Raw genomic sequence first — 19,889 nt, 5'->3', positions numbered from 1 at the left:
CACCCCCCTGCTGGCGACATCCCGAGACGTGAGTATACGCAGCCAGGCCATGGGGAATGCGGGTTGCAGCCCGCTTGGCAGGAACGGGCACGCTGTTGTCCGTTATCGTCCCCTGGCCTTTTCCGGGCGCTTGTATAGTGCCTTGAACACCCTATCCCTCGGGATAATTGTTCCACCGCATCCGCTGGCCTACGCTGTTCGTGGCTGCGCGAATGCCCGTGCCCGTGCGAGGAAGCCATGATCCGAATAGGCAATGCCCTGGTGTCCCTGGAGCGCCGCGAAGTGTTGCTCGACGGTAAGCCCATGCTGCTGGGCGGGCGCGCGTTCGAGGTGCTGGCCACACTGATCAGGGCCAAGGGCCGGGTGGTCGACAAGGAAGAATTGTTCAGCCAGGTGTGGGCCGGCACCGTGGTCGAGGACAACAACCTGCAGGTCCAGGTGTCGTTGCTGCGCAAGGCATTTGGCGACCGTGGGCTGATTCAGACCGTACCTCGGCGTGGCTACCGGTTGGCGGCCGAGATCAGCTTCGCGGCCCCAGGCCGGGCATTGGGGGCTTTGCCGTTGTGCGCAGGCGCCGACACCCTGGAGCCATCCGGCGAAAGTGCGGATGTGCCAGTGCTGGTGGTTGATGACGACCCATCGGTACGCACGGCGCTCGGCCGGCTGCTGCGCTCGCAGGGCATACCCCATCATCTGTTCGCCAGTGCCGAGGAGCTGTTTGAAGCCCGGCTGGAAACCCCTTACGCCTGCCTGTTGCTCGACATGCACCTGCCCGATATCACCGGCTTGCAAGTGCAGGAAACGCTGCGCCAGCTGGCGCTGCCCTGGCCGATCGTGTTCATGACCGGCTTTGGCACCATTGCGATGACCGTGCAGGCGATGCGCGCAGGTGCCGTGGAGTTCCTCACCAAGCCTTTTGACGAGGAGCAGTTGCTGGCCCTGCTGGGTACGCTGCGGGTGCGTGCCGTGGCCGAAGGGCGCAAGTGGCGCCATGCCCGGCTCGTGGCGGAAAAGTACCAGCGCCTGACCCCGCGTGAGCGCCAGGTGTTCTCGCTGGTGGTCGACGGCCTGTCGCACAAGCAGATCGCCAGGCAGATCGGCACCAGTGAGGTGACCACCAAGGTGCACAAGAAGAGCATCATGAACAAGATGCAGTCGCGCTCATTGGTGGAGTTAGTGGCCATGCACAACGTGCTCGGCACACAGCAGGAGGGCATGGGCGGCGCATGAGCAGATGGGTATGCATCGTCGATGACGATGCTTCGGTGCGCAAGAGCCTGGCCAACCTGCTGCGTTCAGCCGGGTTCGAGACCCTGACCTTCGCCGGCGGTGCCCCGTTCCTGGCGTCTGAACGGGCAGGGCAGGCCGGTTGCGTGCTGCTCGATCTGAAGATGCCCGGCATGAGCGGGCTGCACGTGCAGCGTGAGCTGGCGCTTCGGCAATGGCCGATAGTGGTGATCTGCATGTCGGCGCATTGGGATGATGCCGCAATGCACGCGGCGACGCGGCTGGGGGCGCTGGAGTGCCTGGGCAAGCCGTTTTCTGAAGAGGTATTGCTGGCGGTGGTTGAACGGGCATTGGCTGGCCGCCAGTAAACCAAGGGGTGGTGCAGGCCCTTGCCTGCAAGGCCACTGCGCAACCTAACTGCTCCCCGGCCGATACTGCAGGGCCTCGGCCAGATGCGCCCGGCCAATGGTCTCGCACCCCTCCAGGTCCGCCAGCGTTCGCGCTACCTTCAACAACCGGTGTGCCGCGCGCAGCGATAACGTCAGCCGCTCGCAGGCATTTTCAAGCCAGACCTGGTCGGCGGCTTTCAAGGCACAATGCCGGCGTAAACCTTCGAGATCGAGGAAGGCATTCGCGCAGGCCTGACGCCCGTGTTGCAGCGCTCGGGCCTGTGCCACTTTCACAGCCACAGCGGCACTGGTTTCACCGCTAGGCTGGTTGTTCAGCGTGGTGCTTTCGCGGGCCACGGTCAGGTGCAGGTCGATGCGGTCCAGCAGTGGCCCGGACAGTTTGTTGCGATAGCGGGCGATCTGCTCGGTGCTGCAGCGGCAACGGCCGGTTGGGTCGCCGAGGTAGCCGCACGGGCAGGGGTTCATGGCCGCCACCAGCTGAAAGCGCGCGGGAAAGCGTACCTTGTCGCGGGCCCGGGCAATCACGATTTCACCGGACTCCAACGGCTCGCGTAACACCTCCAGCACGCGGCGCTCGAATTCCGGCAGCTCGTCAAGGAACAGCACACCGTGGTGAGCGAGGGTGATTTCGCCAGGTTGCGGCCGGCTGCTGCCCCCCACCAGTGCCGGGCCGGAGGCGGAGTGGTGCGGGTGGCGAAAGGGGCGCTGCGGCCAGCTGCTCAGCGGTGCATGGCCGCTGACCGACTGGATCGCCGCCACTTCCAGCGCCTCGTGCTCGTCCAGCGGCGGCAGCAGCCCGGGCAGCCGGCTGGCGAGCAAGGTCTTGCCGGTGCCGGGCGGGCCGGTGAACAACAGGTTGTGCGCCCCGGCAGCTGCCAGCAGCAAGGCGCGCTTGGCCGCCAGTTGCCCTTGCACCTCGCTCAGGTCCGGGTACGGCCGTTGCTGCAGGATCAAACCGTTGGCCGCATAAGGCGCCAGGGGCACCTGGCCGTTGAGGTGGGCAACCAGCTCCAGCAAGTGCCCCACGGCATACACCGCCAGGCCGCTGGCCAGGCTGGCCTCCTCGGCGTTTTCCCGTGGTACCACCAGCGCCCGGCCTGCTTCGCGGGCCGCGAGTGCCGCCGGCAATACCCCCTGCACCGGGCGCAACGTGCCAGACAGTGCCAGTTCGCCCAGGCATTCAAGCTCGGCAAGGGCCGCGGTTGGCAGTTGACCGTCGGCGGCGAGGATGCCCAAGGCAATGGCCAGGTCGTAGCGCCCGCCATCCTTGGGCAGGTCGGCGGGGGCCAGGTTCTGGGTGATGCGCCGTTGTGGGTAGTTCAACCCGGAATTGACGATGGCGCTGCGTACCCGGTCTTTGCTTTCCTTGACGGTGGTTTCCGGTAGGCCGACCAGGGTGAGGTGCGGCAGGCCATTGGTCAGGTGCGTTTCGACGCTGACCGCCGGTGCCTGTACGCCCACCTGGGCGCGGCTATGGACGAGGGCTAGGGACATGGACGCTCCGTTGTCGCGGGTGAAGGCCGCTTCCTGCGGTAGCGCACAGGATAGCCAGCGCTCCTACTGCCGGCGCAAGAAGTGTGCGTCGTGGTTTTTCCGGGCAGGGATTTATCGCGGATTTTTACACCTCTGAGCAAAAGGTGGATCCAATATTCTTTGCGCAGGGGCCGGGTATGGCTTAGTGTTGTTGGGCAACTGCAGTTGCCATGGAATGGCACTGTCCCTTCTTCCAAATGGACTTGAGGAATTGCTCCGTGCAAACGCTCACCCACACTCACCAGGTAATCCGCGAACTGGTGCAGGCCCGCGCATTCGTTGAACTTACCCGTTTTTTCGACCGCCTCGAGGCGCAGTGGTATCAGGCGCCGCCCGGCGAGTTTCCGGCCTACCTGGCGGCCCTGGAAGGCCACATGTTCGCCGACCTCGACAACCAGGGCGACAAAGCCCCGAGCCAGGTGCTCAAAGCCTGGGTCGATGCCTGCCCCAAGGCTTACCACCCGCACGTGGTAATGGGCATGCACTGCTTCCACCGCGCTTGCCGGGTACAGGCTGATGGCCAACCCAACGCTGCGCGTGTGCTGGCCGTAGGGCAGATATGCGAAACCGCGACTGCGCACCTGCTGCAGGCCCTGGAGCGTTCGGCGCAACCGCTGGCAGCGGCCATCGGTATGCTGCGCGTCAGTGCGCAGTTGCGCGAGCCTGGCTGGTTGGCCGAGTTGTTCAACGGGCGGCCTGCGCGCTATCGGCCCAGTGCCCATGCCGACGTGGAGGTGCAGGAAGCCGCCGCGCCGCTGTTGGTCAGGCATGGGGTGCAACCGCTGGCGGAACTGCCAAGCAGCTTGCCCGCGTGCCTGGCCAAGCGGACCTACCAGGACACCCAGGACCCGCGTTACTACTGGCTCCGCCACGCACTGGACCTGCGCCCCGGTTGCTTCGAAGCCATCCAGGCCCTGGCTATCTACCGGTTGCCGCGGTCGGGCGCCGGTGCCGATGCGCTTCAACTGTTGGCCAGCGGCCCGTTGTGCGCCAGTTGGGACGAGCGCCTGCGTAACGCCTTGCGCTGGATGGCCGTCGAAGAACAGCTACTGTTGCCGGCTGCCGACCAGTTGCAGGCCGTGGCCACCTGGCAGCAGTTGTTCGACGCCTGGGCACAGCGCCCGCTGAGGCCAAGGGAGCGCGCAGTACTGCTGGCCTGGCGGGGGGCGTTGCGCTGTACTGCATTGCACGATCAGGCCGGCGCGATTGGCGACTTTGCCGCAAGCCTGGCATGCAATGCCGATCATGGAGCGATCGGGGCCATGGGCGAGCCGTTCCGTTGCCTGGCCGAGCTGATACTGCGCGACGGCCTGGCGGATGAGCAGCAGTTGCTGCGCCGCGCCCTCGAGCGCCTGTGCGACGGGCGCTGCCATGCGGGCGCCTGTGCCTTGCGCGCCGCAGGGCACTGCTTTGGTCTGTGGGGGCTGCCACGCTCGGCCGAGCAGGCCCGGGCATGGTCGCAGCGGGCGGTGAAACGCCAGCTGGCAGGCCATGCGCCGGGGTTCACGGTGCTTGCGGCGGCGCGCCTGCTGTTGGCTGCCAACCGCCATGAAGTGGCCGTCTACCTGTATGAGCGTTGTGCCGAACTGAACCTGCCGGGGGCAGCCCTTGGCTTGTATGACTTGTACTGTGGTGGCCAGGCGAATACCCCGCAGGAGTACATTGATCGCCAGGCCGCTGAACATTGGCTACGGCGCGCAGTGGCAGCGGGCAGCCGCCGGGCCAAATACAAGCTGGCGTGCCTGCGCATGAAGGGTGGCGAGGACCTCAGCGAGCGCAGCGCCATGCTGGCCGTCAGGCACCTGCTGGTGGACGCGCTGGGCGATGCCCAAACCAATGCCCGCGCGCGTTTGCATCTGGGCATCCTGTTGCGCCAGTTCGGCAACTCTCGGGAGCGGGCCGAGGCTGTGGCGTACCTGTTGAGCCTGGTCGAGCACCCTGACCTGGGAGTTGCCGCACGCGCCAGTGTCGAGCTGGGGCTGGCCTGGATGCAGGGGCGCGGCACCCGCAAGCAAAGCCGCTTTGCCGCCATCGAATGGGCCAACCGTGCGGCCAGCTTGCAGCCGGCAGACGCCACCATCGCGCGTATCCAGGCCCAGATACTCAACTCGCACAACCGGGTGAAAACACTGTTCACCCAATGTGGTGCAGCGCTGTTGCGCGGCACCCTGCATGCCAGTGAGCTACCGCCCAGGCCGCCTAAGCTGAACGCCCTGCGGGTTTCCGCCTGACGTGTGGCAGCAGCAGGGCTGGTTCAGTCCTGCTGGGCAGTAGGGGCCAGCCGCGCTTCCAGCTCTGCTACCTGTTGCTCCAGGGCCTCAAGGCGTGCACGGGTGCGCGCCAGCACGACCATCTGGCTGTCGAATTCGTCACGGCTGACCAGGTCCAGTTTGCTGAACGCCCCTTGCATCAGCACTTTGAACTGGCTTTCCAGTTCGGCGCGAGGCTGTGCGGTATCGCTGCTGAACAGACGCGAGGCCTGGTCGCTCAGGGCATCGAGAAGGGCTTTGGGCGCGAGCATGGGGCTTTCCATTGAAACTGAGAAATGGCCAGCAGTGTAGCACGCACGCACATGGGCCTTTCTTTCACAGACGCTCGCGCGGTACTGCACGTTTTTCGAGCAGCAGCCCCCGCCTGCGCGCACCGAAACTGTGCATGATCTGCATGCTGGCGACTGGCCAATCCTGACTAAATCACATAACTCGCTGTTTTTCGTGGCTTTGGCGGAACTGGCAAGGTTTCTGCAAAGACCAGTTCGAGCCATGCACTGATGCAGTTCCTTGTGACCAGGGAGTGCGCACGCGGAGCCGGATGCCGACGACGCGTTACAAAGCCAACCGCTGCGCTTAGACTTGAGACGGGTTTGTTTTCCTGGGGCAAGTCCACCAAATCGGGAGAGAGTTTCATGAAGCTAGTCACAGCCATCATCAAGCCGTTCAAGCTGGACGACGTGCGCGAGTCACTGTCGGAAATCGGCGTGCAGGGTATCACCGTCACCGAAGTCAAAGGTTTCGGTCGCCAGAAGGGCCACACCGAGCTGTACCGCGGTGCTGAGTATGTGGTCGATTTCCTGCCCAAGGTGAAGATCGATGTCGCCATCGATGACAAGGACCTTGATCGGGTAATCGAAGCCATCACCAAGGCAGCCAACACCGGCAAGATCGGTGACGGCAAGATTTTCGTGGTGAATCTGGAGCAGGCGATCCGTATCCGTACCGGCGAAACCGATACCGACGCGATCTAAGCAACAACAAAGCCTCACCAAACCCAAAGCCCCAGGAGAAAACAACATGACTCTGCGTAAGATCGCAGGGCTAGGAGCCCTATTGTCCCTCGTAACCCCCGGGCTCGCCCTGGCAGAGGAAGCTGCCCCAGCGCTGAACTCCGGCGACACCGCCTGGATGCTGACCGCGACGGCGCTGGTGCTGTTCATGACCATTCCGGGCCTGGCCCTGTTCTATGGCGGCATGGTGCGTTCCAAGAACGTGCTGTCGGTGATGATGCAGTGCTTTGCAATCACCGGCCTGATGAGCATTCTCTGGGTCGTCTACGGCTATAGCATGGCCTTCGATACCGCCGGTATGGAAAAAGGCGTACTCAATTTCAATTCGTTCGTTGGCGGCTTCTCCAAGGCCTTCCTCAGCGGTGTCACGCCCGAGAGCCTGACTTCGGCCACTGCGCTGTTCCCTGAAGCGGTGTTCATCACCTTCCAGATGACCTTCGCCATCATCACCCCGGCGCTGATCGTCGGTGCCTTCGCCGAGCGCATGAAGTTCTCCGCGATGCTGGTGTTCATGGGTATCTGGTTCACCCTGGTATACGCGCCAATCGCGCACATGGTGTGGAGCGGTGACGGTGCACTGATGTGGGACTGGGGCGTACTGGACTTCGCTGGCGGCACCGTGGTGCACATCAACGCAGGTATCGCCGGCCTGGTCTGCTGCCTGGTACTGGGCAAGCGCAAAGGCTACCCGACCACCCCGATGGCGCCCCACAATCTGGGCTACACCCTGATGGGCGCGGCCATGCTGTGGATCGGCTGGTTCGGCTTCAACGCAGGTTCTGCTGCAGCGGCCAACGGCACCGCCGGCATGGCCATGCTGGTGACCCAGATCGCCACCGCCGCTGCGGCACTGGGCTGGATGTTCGCCGAGTGGATCGGCCACGGCAAGCCGAGCGCCCTGGGCATCGCTTCGGGTGTGGTTGCCGGCCTGGTCGCCATCACCCCGGCCGCGGGTACCGTGGGCCCCATGGGTGCCCTGGTAATCGGCCTGGCTTCGGGTGTGATCTGCTACTTCTGCGCCACCACCCTCAAGCGCAAGCTGGGCTATGACGACTCGCTGGACGCCTTCGGTGTTCACGGTGTGGGCGGCATCATCGGTGCCATCCTCACCGGCGTGTTCGCAGCCCCGGCACTGGGCGGCTTCGGTACTGTCACCGACATCGGCATGCAGGTCTGGGTACAGGCCAAAGGCGTGATCTTTACCGTGGTCTACACCGCCATCGTCACCTACGTGATTCTCAAGGTGCTGGACCTGGTGATGGGCCTGCGGGTCAACGAAGAAGAAGAGTCGGTCGGTCTCGACCTGGCTCAGCACAACGAGCGCGGCTACAACCTGTAACTGCGACGCGGTAAAAACTTGCCCGGCTTGCCGGGCATTTTTTTGCCAGATTTTTGACATTTCCCGCTCGGCAAACGGTTTATTCGGCACGTTCGCGACGTAGGCAAAAAACTTACAAGTCGTAGGGCATTTATGGTGCTTTGCTTTTTCTACCGGCGCGCTAGAATGCGCGCCGAAGGGTGTTTGACGAGCAGTCCGCGCACTTCAACCAGCCTTTGCTAGGCTTGCCAATAGCGAGTGGCCAGCAGGGGCTAATGGATTTGTCAGGTTCTGCCAGGAGCAGGGCCTGCTGGGTACCGCCTCCCATCAGGAGCGCCGGCCCCAAGGGCAGTGGCCTAACCCACGGCCAGTTGAATTTTCACTGGTAGCTGCCGGTCTACGGCTGCACTGGTCTATAACTAACCTGCTTTTCGCAAGTCATGAGGTAGAACATGAGCGACGACGATCTGGAAAATGATGACCTCGAAGTAGGTGACGAAGACGAGGGCGATGAAGGCCTCGAAGCGGCGGCTGATGACGGCGTCGAAGACGCTGGTGATGACGACAGCAGCCCGGCACCCGCTGCCAAGGGCAAATCCAAGGCGGCAGTCTCGGTAGACGAGATGCCGAGCATGGAAGCCAAGCAGAAAGAGCGTGATGCACTGGCCAAGGCGATGGAAGAATTTCTGTCGCGCGGTGGCAAGGTGCAGGAAGTCGAGGCCAACGTGGTCGCCGACCCGCCCAAGAAGCCGGACAACAAGTACGGCAGCCGCCCTATCTGAGTGGCTGATCGTCAAGAAGCCCGCCGTCGCTGCGGGCTTTTTTGTGCCTGTGCCGGCCGCTTCGCGGGCACGCCCGCGCCCACAGGTTCACCACAGGTCTTGGGACCTGCACGGTCCCTGTGGGAGCGGGCGTGCCCGCGAATGGGCCGCAAAGCGGCCCCTGTCAGCGCCAGCGTGCGAGCACGTCGGGCAGCTGCGACAGGCGCCGGATCTCGGCATCCGGGGCCTGCTCGCCCGCCCAGGCCTTGCCCTGCGGGTTGAACCACACCGCGCGCAGCCCGGCGCGCTGGGCACCGGCAATGTCGTCAGCCGGGTGATCACCAATGTGCACCGCCGCACCGGCGTCCACCTCGCCACGCCGCAAGGCCTCCAAAAACGGCGCCGGGTCCGGCTTGCCAATGCCCAGGTCCTCGGCACACAGGGCGAAGCGGAAGTAATCCGCCAGCCCCAGCCGGCTGACGTCGGCATTGCCATTGGTGACAACGCCCAAGGTGTACTGATGCCGCAGGATCTCCAGCACTGGCTGCACCTCGGGGAAGATCTGCACCTGGTGGCGAGCATGCAGGAACACCTCGAAGCCTTCATTGGCCAGGTCCTGTGCGTGTTTCTCGCTGTAGCCGACTTCTTCCAGGGCATGGAACAGTACCCGCCGGCGCAGGGCACTGATGCGGTGCTTCAGGCCGGGCTCGGCCTGCACCAGGCGTTCGCGGATGGCGAACAGGTGTTCCACCGGCACCCCGCCCAGGAGGGGGGCGTTGGCTTCGAGCCAGTCGCGCAGCACGACTTCCGCACTGGCAATCACTGGCGCGGTGTCCCACAGGGTGTCGTCGAGGTCGAAGGTGATCAGCTTGATGCTCATGAGTCTGTGCCTTTGCTGCGTTTGGCCCGGGGGTGGGCGCTGTCGTACACCGCCGCCAGGTGCTGGAAGTCCAGATGGGTATAGATTTGCGTGGTGCTGATGTCGGCATGGCCGAGCATCTCTTGCACTGCGCGCAGGTCCTGGGACGATTCCAGCACATGGCTGGCGAAGGAATGGCGGAGCATGTGCGGGTGCAGGTGTTGGCCCAGTTCACGTTCACCCACGGCCTTGACCCGCTGCTGTACGGTACGGGGGCTGATGCGGTTGCCCTGGCGGGTGATGAACACGGCGCGGTCGCGCGGGTTGCCGATGCCGCGCAGGCGGTACCATTCCTTCAGCGCTTCGCGGGCCTTGCGGCCGACCGGTAGCACCCGCGCCTTGCCGCCTTTGCCCAGTACCTGCACCAGGCCGGCGGCAAGGTCCAGGTGATCCAGGTCGAGGTTGGTCAGCTCAGACAGGCGCAGGCCCGAGGAATAGAACAGCTCCAGCATGGCCTGGTCACGGCGGGCAATGAAGTCGTCGTCCACGCCGCCATCGAGTAGCTGCAGCGCACGGTCGGTGTCCAGCACCTTGGGTAGCTTGCGCTCGCCCTTGGGGGCGCTCAACCCGGCGGCAGGGTCGTGCTGGCACAGGCCTTCGCGGTTCAGGTAACGGTACAGGCCGCGTACAGCGGACAGCAGCCGCGCCAGGCTGCGCGAGGCCTGACCATGGTGATGCAGGCGGGCGACCAGCTGACGCAACTGCTGAATCTGCAGCGCTTGCCAGTCGGCAATACCTTGCTCCTTGCAATAGGCAATGACCTTGTCCAGGTCGCGACGGTAGCCCAGCAAGGTGTGCTCCGACACCTGGCGCTCACTGCGCAGGTGTGCGCAATAAGCCTCCAGCTGGCGTTCCATCAGCGTACCGAACGCAGGGTCTGGGTCACCCGTGGCACGACACGGCCGAGCACTTCGGCGATGTAGCCGAGGAACAGCGTGCCGACGCTGCTCTTGTAGTGTTGCGGGTCTCGGCTACCGATTGCCAGCACCCCATGCAACCCCTGGTACTCCAGCGCGGCCACGGCGCTGGAGCCGACCTCGCGGCGCTGTTCCTCGCCGAACAGGAAGGCCAGTTCATGTTCGCGCAGGTTGCCGCTGACTGTCTTGCCACCGCCCAACAGGGCTCCGATGGCCTGTTGGGCCTCGGCATTGCTGACCCAGCGCCCCACGGGGGCAACGTTGTCACCGAACAGGATCAGGCTGACAAAGGGCACCTGAAACTCCTGGCGCAGGCTGTCTTCGACGGCCATGACCACTTCTTCCAGGCTACCGGCATCAAGCAGGTCGAGGATCAGCCGGCGCGTCTTGTCGAACAGCCGGTCGTTGTCGCGGGCCACGTCCATCAGTTGTGACAGGCGGTGGCGCATCTCGATGTTGCGGTCGCGCAGCAGCTTGAGCTGGCGCTCGACCAGCGACACGCTGTCGCCACGCTGGTGCGGAATACGCTGTTCGATCAGCAACTCGTCGTGCTCGCTGAAGAAGGTAGGGTGGGCGCGCAGGTAGGCGACCACCGCCTCGGCATCGAGCTCGGCGGACTGCTGGGGTACAACCTTGGGCTGATCGGTCATGGCGGTTACTCGCTTAGAGACGAACCTGTCCTTCGTAGACGCGTACGGCCGGGCCGGTCATCACCACGGGCTTGCCGGGGCCGGCCCATTCGATGTGCAGGCGGCCACCTGGCAGGTCGAGGGATACCGGGGAGTCCATCCAGCCCTGGCTGATCGCCGCCACGGCGGCGGCGCAGGCGCCGGTGCCGCAGGCCTGGGTTTCGCCCGCGCCGCGTTCCCACACGCGCAGGTTGGCCCGGTGGCGGTCGATGACCTGGAGGAAGCCGGCATTCACCCGCTGCGGGAAGCGTGGGTGGTTTTCGATCTTCGGGCCCAGTTCATGCACGGGGGCAGTACGCACGTCGTCGACACGCAGCACGGCATGCGGGTTACCCATGGACACGGCGGCAATCGAATGCAGCTGGCCGTCGACTTCCAGTGGGTAGTTCAGCGCCTGCGCGTCGGCGACGAAGGGGATTTCGGCAGGGGTGAAGCGCGGCGGGCCCATGTCGACACTCACCTGGCCGTCGTTTTGCACGTCCAGCACGATGATGCCGCTCTTGGTTTCCACGCGGATGCGTTTTTTCGCGGTCAGGCGCTTGTCCAGCACGAAACGGGCGAAGCAGCGCGCACCGTTGCCGCACTGCTCCACTTCAGAGCCGTCGGCATTGAAGATACGGTAGCGGAAGTCCACTTCCGGGTTGTTCGGCGCCTCGACGATCAGCAACTGGTCGAAGCCGATGCCGGTGTGGCGGTCACCCCATTGCTTGGCGTGCTTGGGCTGGATGTGGGCGTGCTGGCTGACCAGGTCCAGGACCATGAAGTCGTTGCCCAGCCCATGCATCTTGGTAAAACGCAGTAGCATGGGCTTACTCCGGCAGCAGGCTTTCGCCAGCGTACAGTTCGGCGATGGTCTCGCGGCGGCGTACTTCGAACGCCTGGTCACCGTCAACCAGGATTTCGGCGCATCTACCACGGGTGTTGTAGTTGGAACTCATGACAAAACCATAGGCGCCCGCCGACTCGACAGCCAGCAAATCACCTTCGGCCAGGTCGAGGACCCGGTCCTTGCCGAGGAAGTCGCCGGTCTCGCAGATCGGCCCGACCAGGTCATAGGCACGGCCTTCACCGCCACGCGGCTTGACCGCGCTGACGCCCATCCAGGCCTGGTACAAGGCCGGGCGGATCAGGTCGTTCATCGCCGCATCGATGATAGCGAAGTCCTTGTGCTCGGTGTGCTTGAGGTATTCCACGCGGGTCAGCAACACGCCGGCATTGGCCACGATATAGCGGCCAGGCTCGAACACCAGGGCCAGGTCGCGGTCGCCAACGCGCTCGCGGATGGCCTTGATGTAGTCGGCCACCAACGGCGGCTGTTCGTCACGGTAGCGCACCCCGACCCCGCCGCCCAGGTCCAGGTGGCGCAGGTGAATGCCGCACTCGGCCAGGCGGTCGACCAGCACCAGCAGGCGGTCGAGCGCGTCGAGGAACGGGTCGATGGTGGTCAGCTGGGAGCCGATGTGGCAGTCGACACCGACCACTTCAAGGTTCGGCAACTGCGCCGCACGCACGTAGATGGCTTCGGCGTCGGCAATGGCGATGCCGAACTTGTTTTCTTTAAGGCCAGTGGAGATGTAAGGGTGGGTACCGGCGTCCACGTCCGGGTTGACCCGCAGCGATACCGGGGCAACCTTGCCCATTTCGGCGGCCACCACCTGCAGGCGCTCCAGCTCGTCAGTGGACTCCACGTTGAAGCAGTGCACACCCACTTCCAGGGCGCGGCGCATGTCTTCGCGGGTTTTCCCCACGCCGGAGAACACCACGCGGTCAGCGCGGCCACCGGCCGCCAGCACACGCTCCAGCTCGCCGCCGGAGACAATGTCGAAACCTGCACCCAGGCGTGCCAGCACGTTCAGCACGCCGAGGTTGGAGTTGGCCTTGACCGCAAAGCACACCAGGTGCTCGGCGCCTTGCAGGGCGTCGGTGTAGCTGCGGTACTGGGCCTCGATGTGAGCGCGCGAGTACACGTAGGTAGGCGTGCCATGGCGTTCGGCGATGGCCGACAGGGCTACACCCTCCGCGAACAGCTCGCCGTCGCGGTAGTTGAAAGCGTTCATCTGGTTTCCTTTACTGCGCAGGCGACTGCTCTGGCTCGGACTCGGGCGCTGGCGGCTGCTCCTGGACCGCGGTCGGCTTGGCTTTCGACGAGTGCTGGTGCGACTTGTGCGCTTTAGCGTTATCGCCGTCGTCCGGCAGATACAGCGGGCCTTTCTGGCCGCAGGCCGAAACGAGGCAGGCAACAGCGACCAGCGCCGCGAAGGAGGAAATCAGGCGCTTCATGGGTGAAATCCTTAGAAAATGCAGTATTGCGCCCGAGTATACCGAGCGACCGGCGGCTTGCCTATGCAAGGGCCGGTCCGCCGGGCGGGCAGCAGACGCGGCAAGCTTCAAGCTTCAAGCGGCAAGAAAAAGCGATCGGGTGTAGGCTGGGCTTTTTCTTGCGGCTTGTAGCTAGCAGCTTGCGGCTGGCGCGTTGCGCCCGTATCTTCCCCGGCTTGCCTGTAATGCCGCCAATTTCGAGGTTCCTGCAATGAGTTTGAGTGAAGCGCGTTTCCACGATCTGGTCGACGCGACCCAACAGGCCCTGGAAGACCTGTTCGACGAGAGCGGCCTGGACCTGGACATGGAGAATTCCGCTGGCGTGCTCACCGTCAAGTTCGAAGGCGGCGCCCAGCTGATCTTCAGCCGTCAGGAGCCGCTGCGCCAACTGTGGCTGGCTGACCGTTCCGGTGGTTTCCACTTCGACTACGACGAAGAGACTAAAAAGTGGGTCTGCGAAAAGAGCGAAGAGCTGCTGGGCGAAATGCTCGAACGCATCGTTTGGGAGCGGGCTGGCGAAAAGCTGGACTTCGACGAGATCTGACATGAGCAGCGCCCAGCCACGGCCACCCAAGCCGTTGTACAGCAACGTCAGCCCCGCGGTGCCATCACCCTGCATCAGCGTCTGCCGGCTCGACGAGCAGCGTGTCTGCACCGGTTGCCACCGGCATGTCGAGCATATTCGCGAGTGGCGCTCGGCCGATGACGAGCGCCGCCGGCAGATCTGCCGCGAGGCACAGGTCCTGCGTGCACAGGCAAAGGCACACTGACCGCAGGGGCTTGAGTATTTGCCCGTCTGTGGTAGTGTCGGGTTCTGCGTCGATGACGCCAAAGCCTTTTCAAACCCCGCCCTTGGGCGGGGTTTTGCTTTATCTGTGCATTGAAAATTGCCTGTTCAAAGGAGTCTGACTGGATCATGAGCACCAAGCCTTCCCTTATCCTCACCCGATTGGACGTACAGCGTCTGGAGCGTCTGATCGACAGCCTCGACGAGAGTACGCCGGGTGTGTTCGCCCTGCAGGAGGAGCTGGACCGTGCCGCACAGGTCGTCGGTCATGAGGAAGTACCCGCAGGCGTGGTGACCATGAACTCGCGCGTGCACTGCCGTGAGGAAGCCAGCGGCAAGGACTACCACCTGACCCTGGTGTACCCGAAGGATGCCGGGGCGGAAGGCAAGGTTTCGGTGCTGGCGCCAATTGGCTGCGCTTTGCTGGGGTTGTCGGTGGGTGAACAGATCGACTGGCCGGCGCCGGGGGGCAAGACCCTCAAGCTGAAACTGCTGGAAGTCGAGTACCAGCCTGAAGCGGCGGGTGATTTCGACCTCTGAGGCCTGGGCCGCCATGCGGCCCATGTTGGAGCAGCCCGGTCATTGGCACAGCACCTGCTCCAACCCCTCGTTCAATGCCTGCTCCAGCACCCGCTTGTAGCTCAGGTAAACCTGCGTTGCCCCCAGCCGGTCATCCAGCAGCTCGGACAAATCCAGGTCGGTGATATAGCACCGGTACTTCCCGGCCCCGCGCCGCTGGCCAATGATCTGCCGCGCCACTACCGCATACAGCTGCGGCCCATGCTCCAGCTCGGAAAACTCCTGCTGGTCGCAGTACAGTGTCACATGCGCAGCACCCCCTACACCGGCCTGGATGATGGCCTGCACTTCATAGTAGGGCTGGTCACTGCCCTCCTGCGGCGCCACGCGCGGTTCGATGCTGCGGGCCTTGCCCGGGCCGCCAGGCAGTAGCTGCGCGTACTGGATATCCAGGGCCGCCTGCCCAAGGTCATCCAGCGGCAGGCGAGCCTCGCGGCGCATCACCACCGAGCGCAAAAAGCGCTGCAGCGGCAACAGCAGGCGCGCCTCGTCATGCAGCGGCAGGCGCTGTTGCCATAACGCGTTGCATTCATCCAGCACATACAGCTCGGCCCATTCGTCCTGCAGGCGGTAGAACACCTGAATGCACGCCGGCCGGCCCTGCTCCAGCACCAGGCGCAGGTCGTTATCTTGCAGGGCGTTGGCGTCCAGGTACAACGGGCTGTAGACGCTGCGTTCTTCGCCCAGGTAGGCCAGCAGGGCATCCTGCTCGGCCAGGGTGCTCAGGCTGACATGCCCCGGTTGCAGCTCCAGCACATGGGTGTGCTGGGCAACCTGTAGCAGGTAGCGGTGCTGCAGGCCCTGGGCTTGCAACAGCTGCACGGTGTCGAAGATCTCTTCAACCCGTTGGCTGATGGCCTGTGCGCGGCTCGGGCAGAAGCAATGCACCCGTACCCGCGGCCGGTGGCCATGCGCCACCGGGCTGTTGAGAAAGTCACGCAGGCAGCGCACCAGCGCGTGTTCGCCGTCAAAGCGCTGAACCAGCACTTCGTTCCAGCTGTTCAGGGTGACCTGGTCCAAGGTCAGCACCAGGTTCTCCCGCACCCCGGCATAGCTCAGTGAGTCGGTGCGCTCGGTGGTCATCAGGATGTTCAGGTCGCGGTGATGGCGCAGTGGGTCGATGGCCACGTTGACCAGTAGCAGCACTTCCTCGGCAACGCTGGGTTGCAGCAGGCGCACCTCACTCACGGTCGGCAAGGGCAGGGGGATGCATTGCTGCAGGCAACCGAGCAGGTTGACCAGCTCGAACTCGCTCAGGTCACTGACACCTGGGTGCAGCGCCAAGCGCGTGCCGCTGTCGATGACCCCGTTGCGATGGGCCCAGGCCAGCAGCTCCAGCAGCTCGCGGCAGCGTTTTATCGGGTTGAAGTACTCGACGTCGTGAGAGTTCAGGTTGCCGCTGTACAGTTCCCAGTGGTAGTTACCTGGTTCCTTGCGGTTAGGTAACTGAACCAGGGTGAGGGTGTCTTCGGCGAGGTCCGGAGCGATACCCGGGTTGATCACCTCGACCTTGCCGGCACGGCGCTCGAAGGCCGCATACAGGCGCCTGCCCAGTACGTTGAGCTCGCGTTGGTCGGCACGGCTGCTGGCGTTCCGGGTGCGTGCGAACTGGCCAAGGAAGCGATAGCTGTGGTTCAGCTCGGCCACCAGTTCGCGGCGCTCCACGGCAACCTGCTGGACTTTCCATTGGCTGCGGCTGTCCAGTATCGCCAGCTGGCGCTCATCCCACCCCCACTCGTCAGCCAGGCGCTGAAGCAAACGGCGCTGCCAGCCATTGCTACGGTTCTGATCGCTGAGCTTCTTGTTCACCTTCAAGTACAGGCTGCGCCGTACCCGTTCCAGGCGCACAGGCTCGCCCCTTTGCAGCAGGTAGCGTTCGATGCGCCGGTAGACCATGACATACGGGTCCAGCTCGTCCAGGTCCAGCTGGTTGGCGAACACTGCCTGCTTGTAGTCCAGGCTCAGGCAGCGCACGCCAGGGTATTCACTGGCGTAGGCCTCGGTCAGCAGCAGTTTGAGCAGCGACTTGTAGGGTGAGTCGATGCCTTTGAACAGTTGCCACAGGCCGGCACCAATGAACTCGCCGGGCGGAATGTGCGCCAGGTTGCCCAGGTCGAGCACATCCTGGCTGCGGATAAAACGCTTGGCCAGCAGGGTCTGGGTATAGGCCTGGTAATTGCCTTCTTCGTAGACCGGCACCAGCCACCACAGCGGCGTACGCCCGGCCAGCCACACGGTTGTGCGGTAGAACTCGTCCAGCAGCAGGTAATGCTGGGTAGTCCCGCAATTGTCTGAGCCAAGCTGACCATCACGCTGGCCTTGGGCAAACCCTTGGGTGTCGATCAGGAAAAAGTGTGCCTCTGCGCCCAGGCTGGCCGCCCAGGTTTCCAGCAGTTGGCACTTGCGGCGCAGCTCTTCGAGCAACGGCTCGGGCAAGTCGGGGGCGTGGCATACCCATACGTCCATGTCGCTGTGCTCGGCCTGCGCCAGCGAGCCCAGGCTGCCCATCAGGAACAGGCCGTGTATCGGCCGTGGCGGGTTGCCGTGCTGGGCCTTGTAGGTGAATGAGCGGGCCAGGCGCTGGGCTTCTGCGACCAGCTCGCTACCGGGCTCGTAGCCCGAGACGCCTGCGGGGGTGCTGCCCGAGACGTAACCCGGCAATAGCGGGTGGTTCACGTGAAACAGCAAGGGCAACAGCAGCAGCACTTGTTGCTGACGTGTCGACAGGCCCTCCATTGCCCGCTGCAGCCGAGCCTGGTTCAGGTGCAGGAAACGCGCGCGCAGTGTCGCCAGGACTTTGCGGTCGATGCCTTGGTCCAGGTCGGGGCGGATTTCGTGGGGGTGGTTCATTGCGCGCTCGGGCAGGCCAGTGAAGCTGTGGCGAGTTTAGCCTGAGTAGCAGGGGCGGATAAGCGCCAATTGGAATATTGGCGCCATTTTTCCAGCGCGGCGGCCGTTTCCGGCTTTTGCCGTGCATGAGGCATCATGAGCACATTGAGCTGATGAAGAGATTATCCGATGCGTGTATGGATCGATGCCGATGCCTGCCCCAAGGCAGCCAAGGATCTGATCGTCAAGTTCGCCCTCAAGCGCAAGTTCGAGGTGGTGATGGTGGCGGGCCAGGCAGTGGCCAGGCCTGCGTTTGCGATCGTGCGGTTGATCGTGGTGCCCAGTGGCATGGATGCGGCCGACGATTATCTGGTCGAGCATGCCGTGCCGGGCGAGCTGGTGATCTGTAGTGACGTGCCGTTGGCCGACCGCCTGGTCAAGAAGGGCGTGGCAGTGCTGGACCCACGCGGGCGCGAGTTCGACGAGCGCAACATGGGTGATCGGCTGGCCGCGCGCAACCTGTTCACCGATTTGCGCGAGCAGGGCCAGGTCGGGGGAGGGCAGGCGGCTTATGGGGAGCGCGACAAGCAGGCGTTCGCCAATGCGCTGGACCGGATCATTTCGCGACTATCGAGGGCCTGAAGTGTAACGCGGCCCTTTTGTGGGAGCGGCCTTGTGTCGCGAAAGGGGCGCGAAGCGGCCCCGGCAATTTAGGCGGCGAAGCTCAAATCCTGGGGCCGCTGCGCGGCCCTTTCGCGACACAAGGCCGCTCCTACAAAGGGCCGCGCGGGATTCTGGGCTTCGCGTGGGCGGGCCTTACTCGTGGGTCAGCTCCAGCACCCGGTCCACCAGCTTGTAGATGCCACCAGCCGCCTCGCTGATCGACTTGGCCTCCATGTAAGCCGGGGTCGTCACCAGCTTGCGTTGGGTATCTTCGACAATGTCGTGCACGTCGCATTCTTCATGGGTGCCGCCCATCTTCACCACTGCCGCCGCAGTATCCGCGTCGCTGCCAATGGTGCAGACCACCCCCGGCCCGTAGATCTTCGCCGCCAGCGCCGGCGAAATGCAGATCAGGCCAATCGGCTTGCAGGCAGCGGCAAAGGCTTCGGCCAGGGCCAGCACGTCTGGGTTGACGCTGCAGTTGGCGCCTTCCACGGCGAAGTTGGACAGGTTCTTCGCCGCCCCAAAGCCACCCGGCACGATCAGCGCATCGAAGTCTTCGGCCTTGGCCTCGCGGATGTCCTTGACCTCGCCCCGGGCAATGCGCGCCGATTCCACCAGCACGTTGCGCGACTCGGGCATCTCTTCGCCGGTCAGGTGGTTGATCACATGCATCTGCGCAATGTTCGGCGCGAAGCACTGCACTTGCGCGCCGCGCTGGTCCAGGCGCAGCAGGGTGATCACGCTTTCGTGAATTTCGGCGCCGTCGTACACGCCACAGCCGGAAAGAACCACCGCTACTTTTTTAGTCATGTTTGAAGCTCCAGTGTTGTGTCGCGCCTGGGAGATCGAGCGCTGCCTGCGCGGCGCATTGCGAGCGGGCGCTCGCCGGGTTGGTTTTCAGGGCCAGTCATGCTTGTGACAGGCACGCGGCCGCCTTGTTCGTCCGGCAACCTGACACGCTGTGTGCAACCCGATGCGCCGCACTGGCGCCTCGGGGTCACTGCTGGTCGCGCTGTTCGCCCGCCGCCTGGGCGGCGGCCTTGCGCTCTGCGCGCAGGGCACGGAAGCGACGGCGCAGCCACAACAGCACGCCCAGCCCCAGCAGGGCGGCCAACACCCATAGTTCGTACCGCTTGACGTTGCCCAGCAGGCCTTCGAGGATGGCGCCGAAGTGGTAGGCCGCCGCACCCAGGGCAATGGCCCAGATCGCTGCGCCAATGCCGTTCAGCAGCAGGTAGCGGCGTGGCGGATAGCCCGACAGGCCAATGGCCACGGGCATGACCGTGCGCAGGCCGTAGACGAAGCGGAAACTCAGTACCCAGATGTCGGGGTGGCGGCGAATGTGGGCCAGCGCCCGGTCGCCCATCGCCTGCCAGCGCGGCTTGCGGGCCAGAATCTTGCGGCCGTGGCGCCGGCCCATGAAATACCACAACTGGTCGCCGGCATAGCTGCCGAAGAACGCCACCAGGCACACCAGGTTGATGTCCATGTAACCGCGGAATGCAAGGAATCCTGCAAGCACCAGGATGGTCTCGCCTTCGAAGAAGGTGCCTAGAAAAAGGGCAAAGTAGCCGAAATCCTGCAGGAATTGTTGAAGCATTTTCTGAGGTGCTGGCGAAATGAACGCGCAGCCTACCCCTTCGCGGGCATTC

Annotated in this window: 21 protein-coding genes; 10 read left to right on the top strand and 11 right to left on the bottom strand. The window is 64.2% G+C overall.

The features are described 5' to 3' along the window. Positions 1 to 237: 237 nt before the first annotated feature. Both FPB55_RS25020 and FPB55_RS25015 read left to right on the top strand, forming a co-directional pair. Positions 238 to 1,230 (top strand): response regulator, encoded by a 993-nt coding sequence (locus tag FPB55_RS25020; RefSeq protein WP_144189507.1) that lies wholly within the window; start codon positions 238 to 240, stop codon positions 1,228 to 1,230. Continuing rightward, entirely contained in the window at positions 1,227 to 1,595 is a 369-nt protein-coding gene (locus FPB55_RS25015) for a response regulator (RefSeq protein ID WP_009681637.1), read from the top strand. The genes FPB55_RS25020 and FPB55_RS25015 overlap by 4 nt, the downstream gene beginning before the upstream one ends. Positions 1,596 to 1,640: 45 nt before the next feature. Here the strand turns inward: FPB55_RS25015 and FPB55_RS25010 are convergent, their stop codons facing one another. Then, positions 1,641 to 3,131 carry a YifB family Mg chelatase-like AAA ATPase gene (locus FPB55_RS25010; protein WP_144189505.1) on the bottom strand — a complete coding sequence of 497 codons (1,491 nt, stop codon included), beginning with the start codon at positions 3,129 to 3,131 and terminating at the stop codon, positions 1,641 to 1,643. A 257-nt stretch (positions 3,132 to 3,388) separates the two neighbouring features. On the opposite strand from FPB55_RS25010, the gene FPB55_RS25005 reads away from it, so the two are divergent. Continuing rightward, positions 3,389 to 5,401, top strand: coding sequence for a DUF4034 domain-containing protein (locus FPB55_RS25005; protein WP_115295071.1), 2,013 nt, complete (start codon positions 3,389 to 3,391; stop codon positions 5,399 to 5,401). A 23-nt stretch (positions 5,402 to 5,424) separates the two neighbouring features. Here the strand turns inward: FPB55_RS25005 and FPB55_RS25000 are convergent, their stop codons facing one another. Next, positions 5,425 to 5,691 carry an accessory factor UbiK family protein gene (locus FPB55_RS25000; protein WP_009681642.1) on the bottom strand — a complete coding sequence of 89 codons (267 nt, stop codon included), beginning with the start codon at positions 5,689 to 5,691 and terminating at the stop codon, positions 5,425 to 5,427. A gap of 384 nt (positions 5,692 to 6,075) precedes the next feature. Here FPB55_RS25000 and glnK point away from each other — a divergent pair, with 384 nt between their 5' ends. The 3 genes from glnK (at position 6,076) to sutA (ending at position 8,553) form a co-directional block, all read left to right on the top strand. Then, positions 6,076 to 6,414 carry a P-II family nitrogen regulator gene (gene glnK / locus FPB55_RS24995; RefSeq protein WP_002555808.1) on the top strand — a complete coding sequence of 113 codons (339 nt, stop codon included), beginning with the start codon at positions 6,076 to 6,078 and terminating at the stop codon, positions 6,412 to 6,414. A gap of 46 nt (positions 6,415 to 6,460) precedes the next feature. Then, positions 6,461 to 7,792, top strand: a complete 1,332-nt coding sequence (locus FPB55_RS24990; protein WP_029887805.1) for an ammonium transporter — start codon at positions 6,461 to 6,463, stop codon at positions 7,790 to 7,792. A gap of 431 nt (positions 7,793 to 8,223) precedes the next feature. Next, entirely contained in the window at positions 8,224 to 8,553 is a 330-nt protein-coding gene (gene sutA, locus FPB55_RS24985) for a transcriptional regulator SutA (RefSeq protein ID WP_009681644.1), read from the top strand. Positions 8,554 to 8,716: 163 nt separating this feature from the next. Here sutA and FPB55_RS24975 read toward each other — a convergent pair whose 3' ends face one another. From FPB55_RS24975 to FPB55_RS24950, 6 genes are read right to left on the bottom strand one after another with little or no spacing between them, the layout of a single operon-like run. Continuing rightward, positions 8,717 to 9,412: an HAD family hydrolase gene (locus FPB55_RS24975; RefSeq protein WP_064314325.1), complete on the bottom strand. Its 696-nt coding sequence runs from the start codon at positions 9,410 to 9,412 to the stop codon at positions 8,717 to 8,719. After that, entirely contained in the window at positions 9,409 to 10,308 is a 900-nt protein-coding gene (gene xerC / locus FPB55_RS24970; RefSeq protein ID WP_115295065.1) for a tyrosine recombinase XerC, read from the bottom strand. Before xerC ends, FPB55_RS24975 begins: the two co-directional genes overlap by 4 nt. Then, a complete protein-coding gene (locus FPB55_RS24965; protein WP_009681647.1) occupies positions 10,308 to 11,018 on the bottom strand; it encodes a DUF484 family protein in 711 nt (236 codons plus the stop codon). The genes xerC and FPB55_RS24965 overlap by 1 nt, the downstream gene beginning before the upstream one ends. Positions 11,019 to 11,031: 13 nt before the next feature. Beyond that, positions 11,032 to 11,862, bottom strand: a complete 831-nt coding sequence (gene dapF / locus FPB55_RS24960; RefSeq protein WP_009681648.1) for a diaminopimelate epimerase — start codon at positions 11,860 to 11,862, stop codon at positions 11,032 to 11,034. 4 nt (positions 11,863 to 11,866) lie between these two features. Then, positions 11,867 to 13,114, bottom strand: a complete 1,248-nt coding sequence (gene lysA, locus FPB55_RS24955; protein WP_009681649.1) for a diaminopimelate decarboxylase — start codon at positions 13,112 to 13,114, stop codon at positions 11,867 to 11,869. Between the two features lie 10 nt (positions 13,115 to 13,124). Then, entirely contained in the window at positions 13,125 to 13,337 is a 213-nt protein-coding gene (locus FPB55_RS24950; protein ID WP_009681650.1) for a lipoprotein, read from the bottom strand. Between the two features lie 250 nt (positions 13,338 to 13,587). Between FPB55_RS24950 and cyaY the strand changes: the two genes are divergently transcribed. The 3 genes from cyaY (at position 13,588) to rnk (ending at position 14,703) form a co-directional block, all read left to right on the top strand. Next, positions 13,588 to 13,920: an iron donor protein CyaY gene (gene cyaY, locus FPB55_RS24945; RefSeq protein WP_009681651.1), complete on the top strand. Its 333-nt coding sequence runs from the start codon at positions 13,588 to 13,590 to the stop codon at positions 13,918 to 13,920. A 1-nt stretch (position 13,921) separates the two neighbouring features. Next, on the top strand, positions 13,922 to 14,146 hold the full coding sequence (locus tag FPB55_RS24940; protein WP_009681652.1) for a DUF1289 domain-containing protein: 225 nt from the start codon (positions 13,922 to 13,924) through the stop codon (positions 14,144 to 14,146). Between the two features lie 146 nt (positions 14,147 to 14,292). Beyond that, positions 14,293 to 14,703, top strand: coding sequence for a nucleoside diphosphate kinase regulator (gene rnk / locus FPB55_RS24935; protein WP_009681653.1), 411 nt, complete (start codon positions 14,293 to 14,295; stop codon positions 14,701 to 14,703). Between the two features lie 39 nt (positions 14,704 to 14,742). Here rnk and FPB55_RS24930 read toward each other — a convergent pair whose 3' ends face one another. Next, a complete protein-coding gene (locus FPB55_RS24930) occupies positions 14,743 to 17,592 on the bottom strand; it encodes a class I adenylate cyclase (protein WP_144189503.1) in 2,850 nt (949 codons plus the stop codon). A 168-nt stretch (positions 17,593 to 17,760) separates the two neighbouring features. On the opposite strand from FPB55_RS24930, the gene FPB55_RS24925 reads away from it, so the two are divergent. After that, positions 17,761 to 18,213 (top strand): YaiI/YqxD family protein, encoded by a 453-nt coding sequence (locus tag FPB55_RS24925; RefSeq protein WP_009681655.1) that lies wholly within the window; start codon positions 17,761 to 17,763, stop codon positions 18,211 to 18,213. 174 nt (positions 18,214 to 18,387) lie between these two features. Here FPB55_RS24925 and elbB read toward each other — a convergent pair whose 3' ends face one another. Continuing rightward, positions 18,388 to 19,047 (bottom strand): isoprenoid biosynthesis glyoxalase ElbB, encoded by a 660-nt coding sequence (gene elbB, locus FPB55_RS24920; RefSeq protein WP_115295061.1) that lies wholly within the window; start codon positions 19,045 to 19,047, stop codon positions 18,388 to 18,390. Between the two features lie 187 nt (positions 19,048 to 19,234). Further along, positions 19,235 to 19,837, bottom strand: a complete 603-nt coding sequence (locus tag FPB55_RS24915; RefSeq protein ID WP_009681657.1) for a DedA family protein — start codon at positions 19,835 to 19,837, stop codon at positions 19,235 to 19,237. Positions 19,838 to 19,889: the final 52 nt, after the last annotated feature.

Origin of the sequence: Pseudomonas sp. BJP69 (assembly GCF_007633355.1) — a bacterium.
In the GTDB taxonomy this organism is placed as follows: domain Bacteria; phylum Pseudomonadota; class Gammaproteobacteria; order Pseudomonadales; family Pseudomonadaceae; genus Aquipseudomonas; species Aquipseudomonas juntendi.
This window is presented reverse-complemented; position numbering and strand designations above follow the sequence as displayed.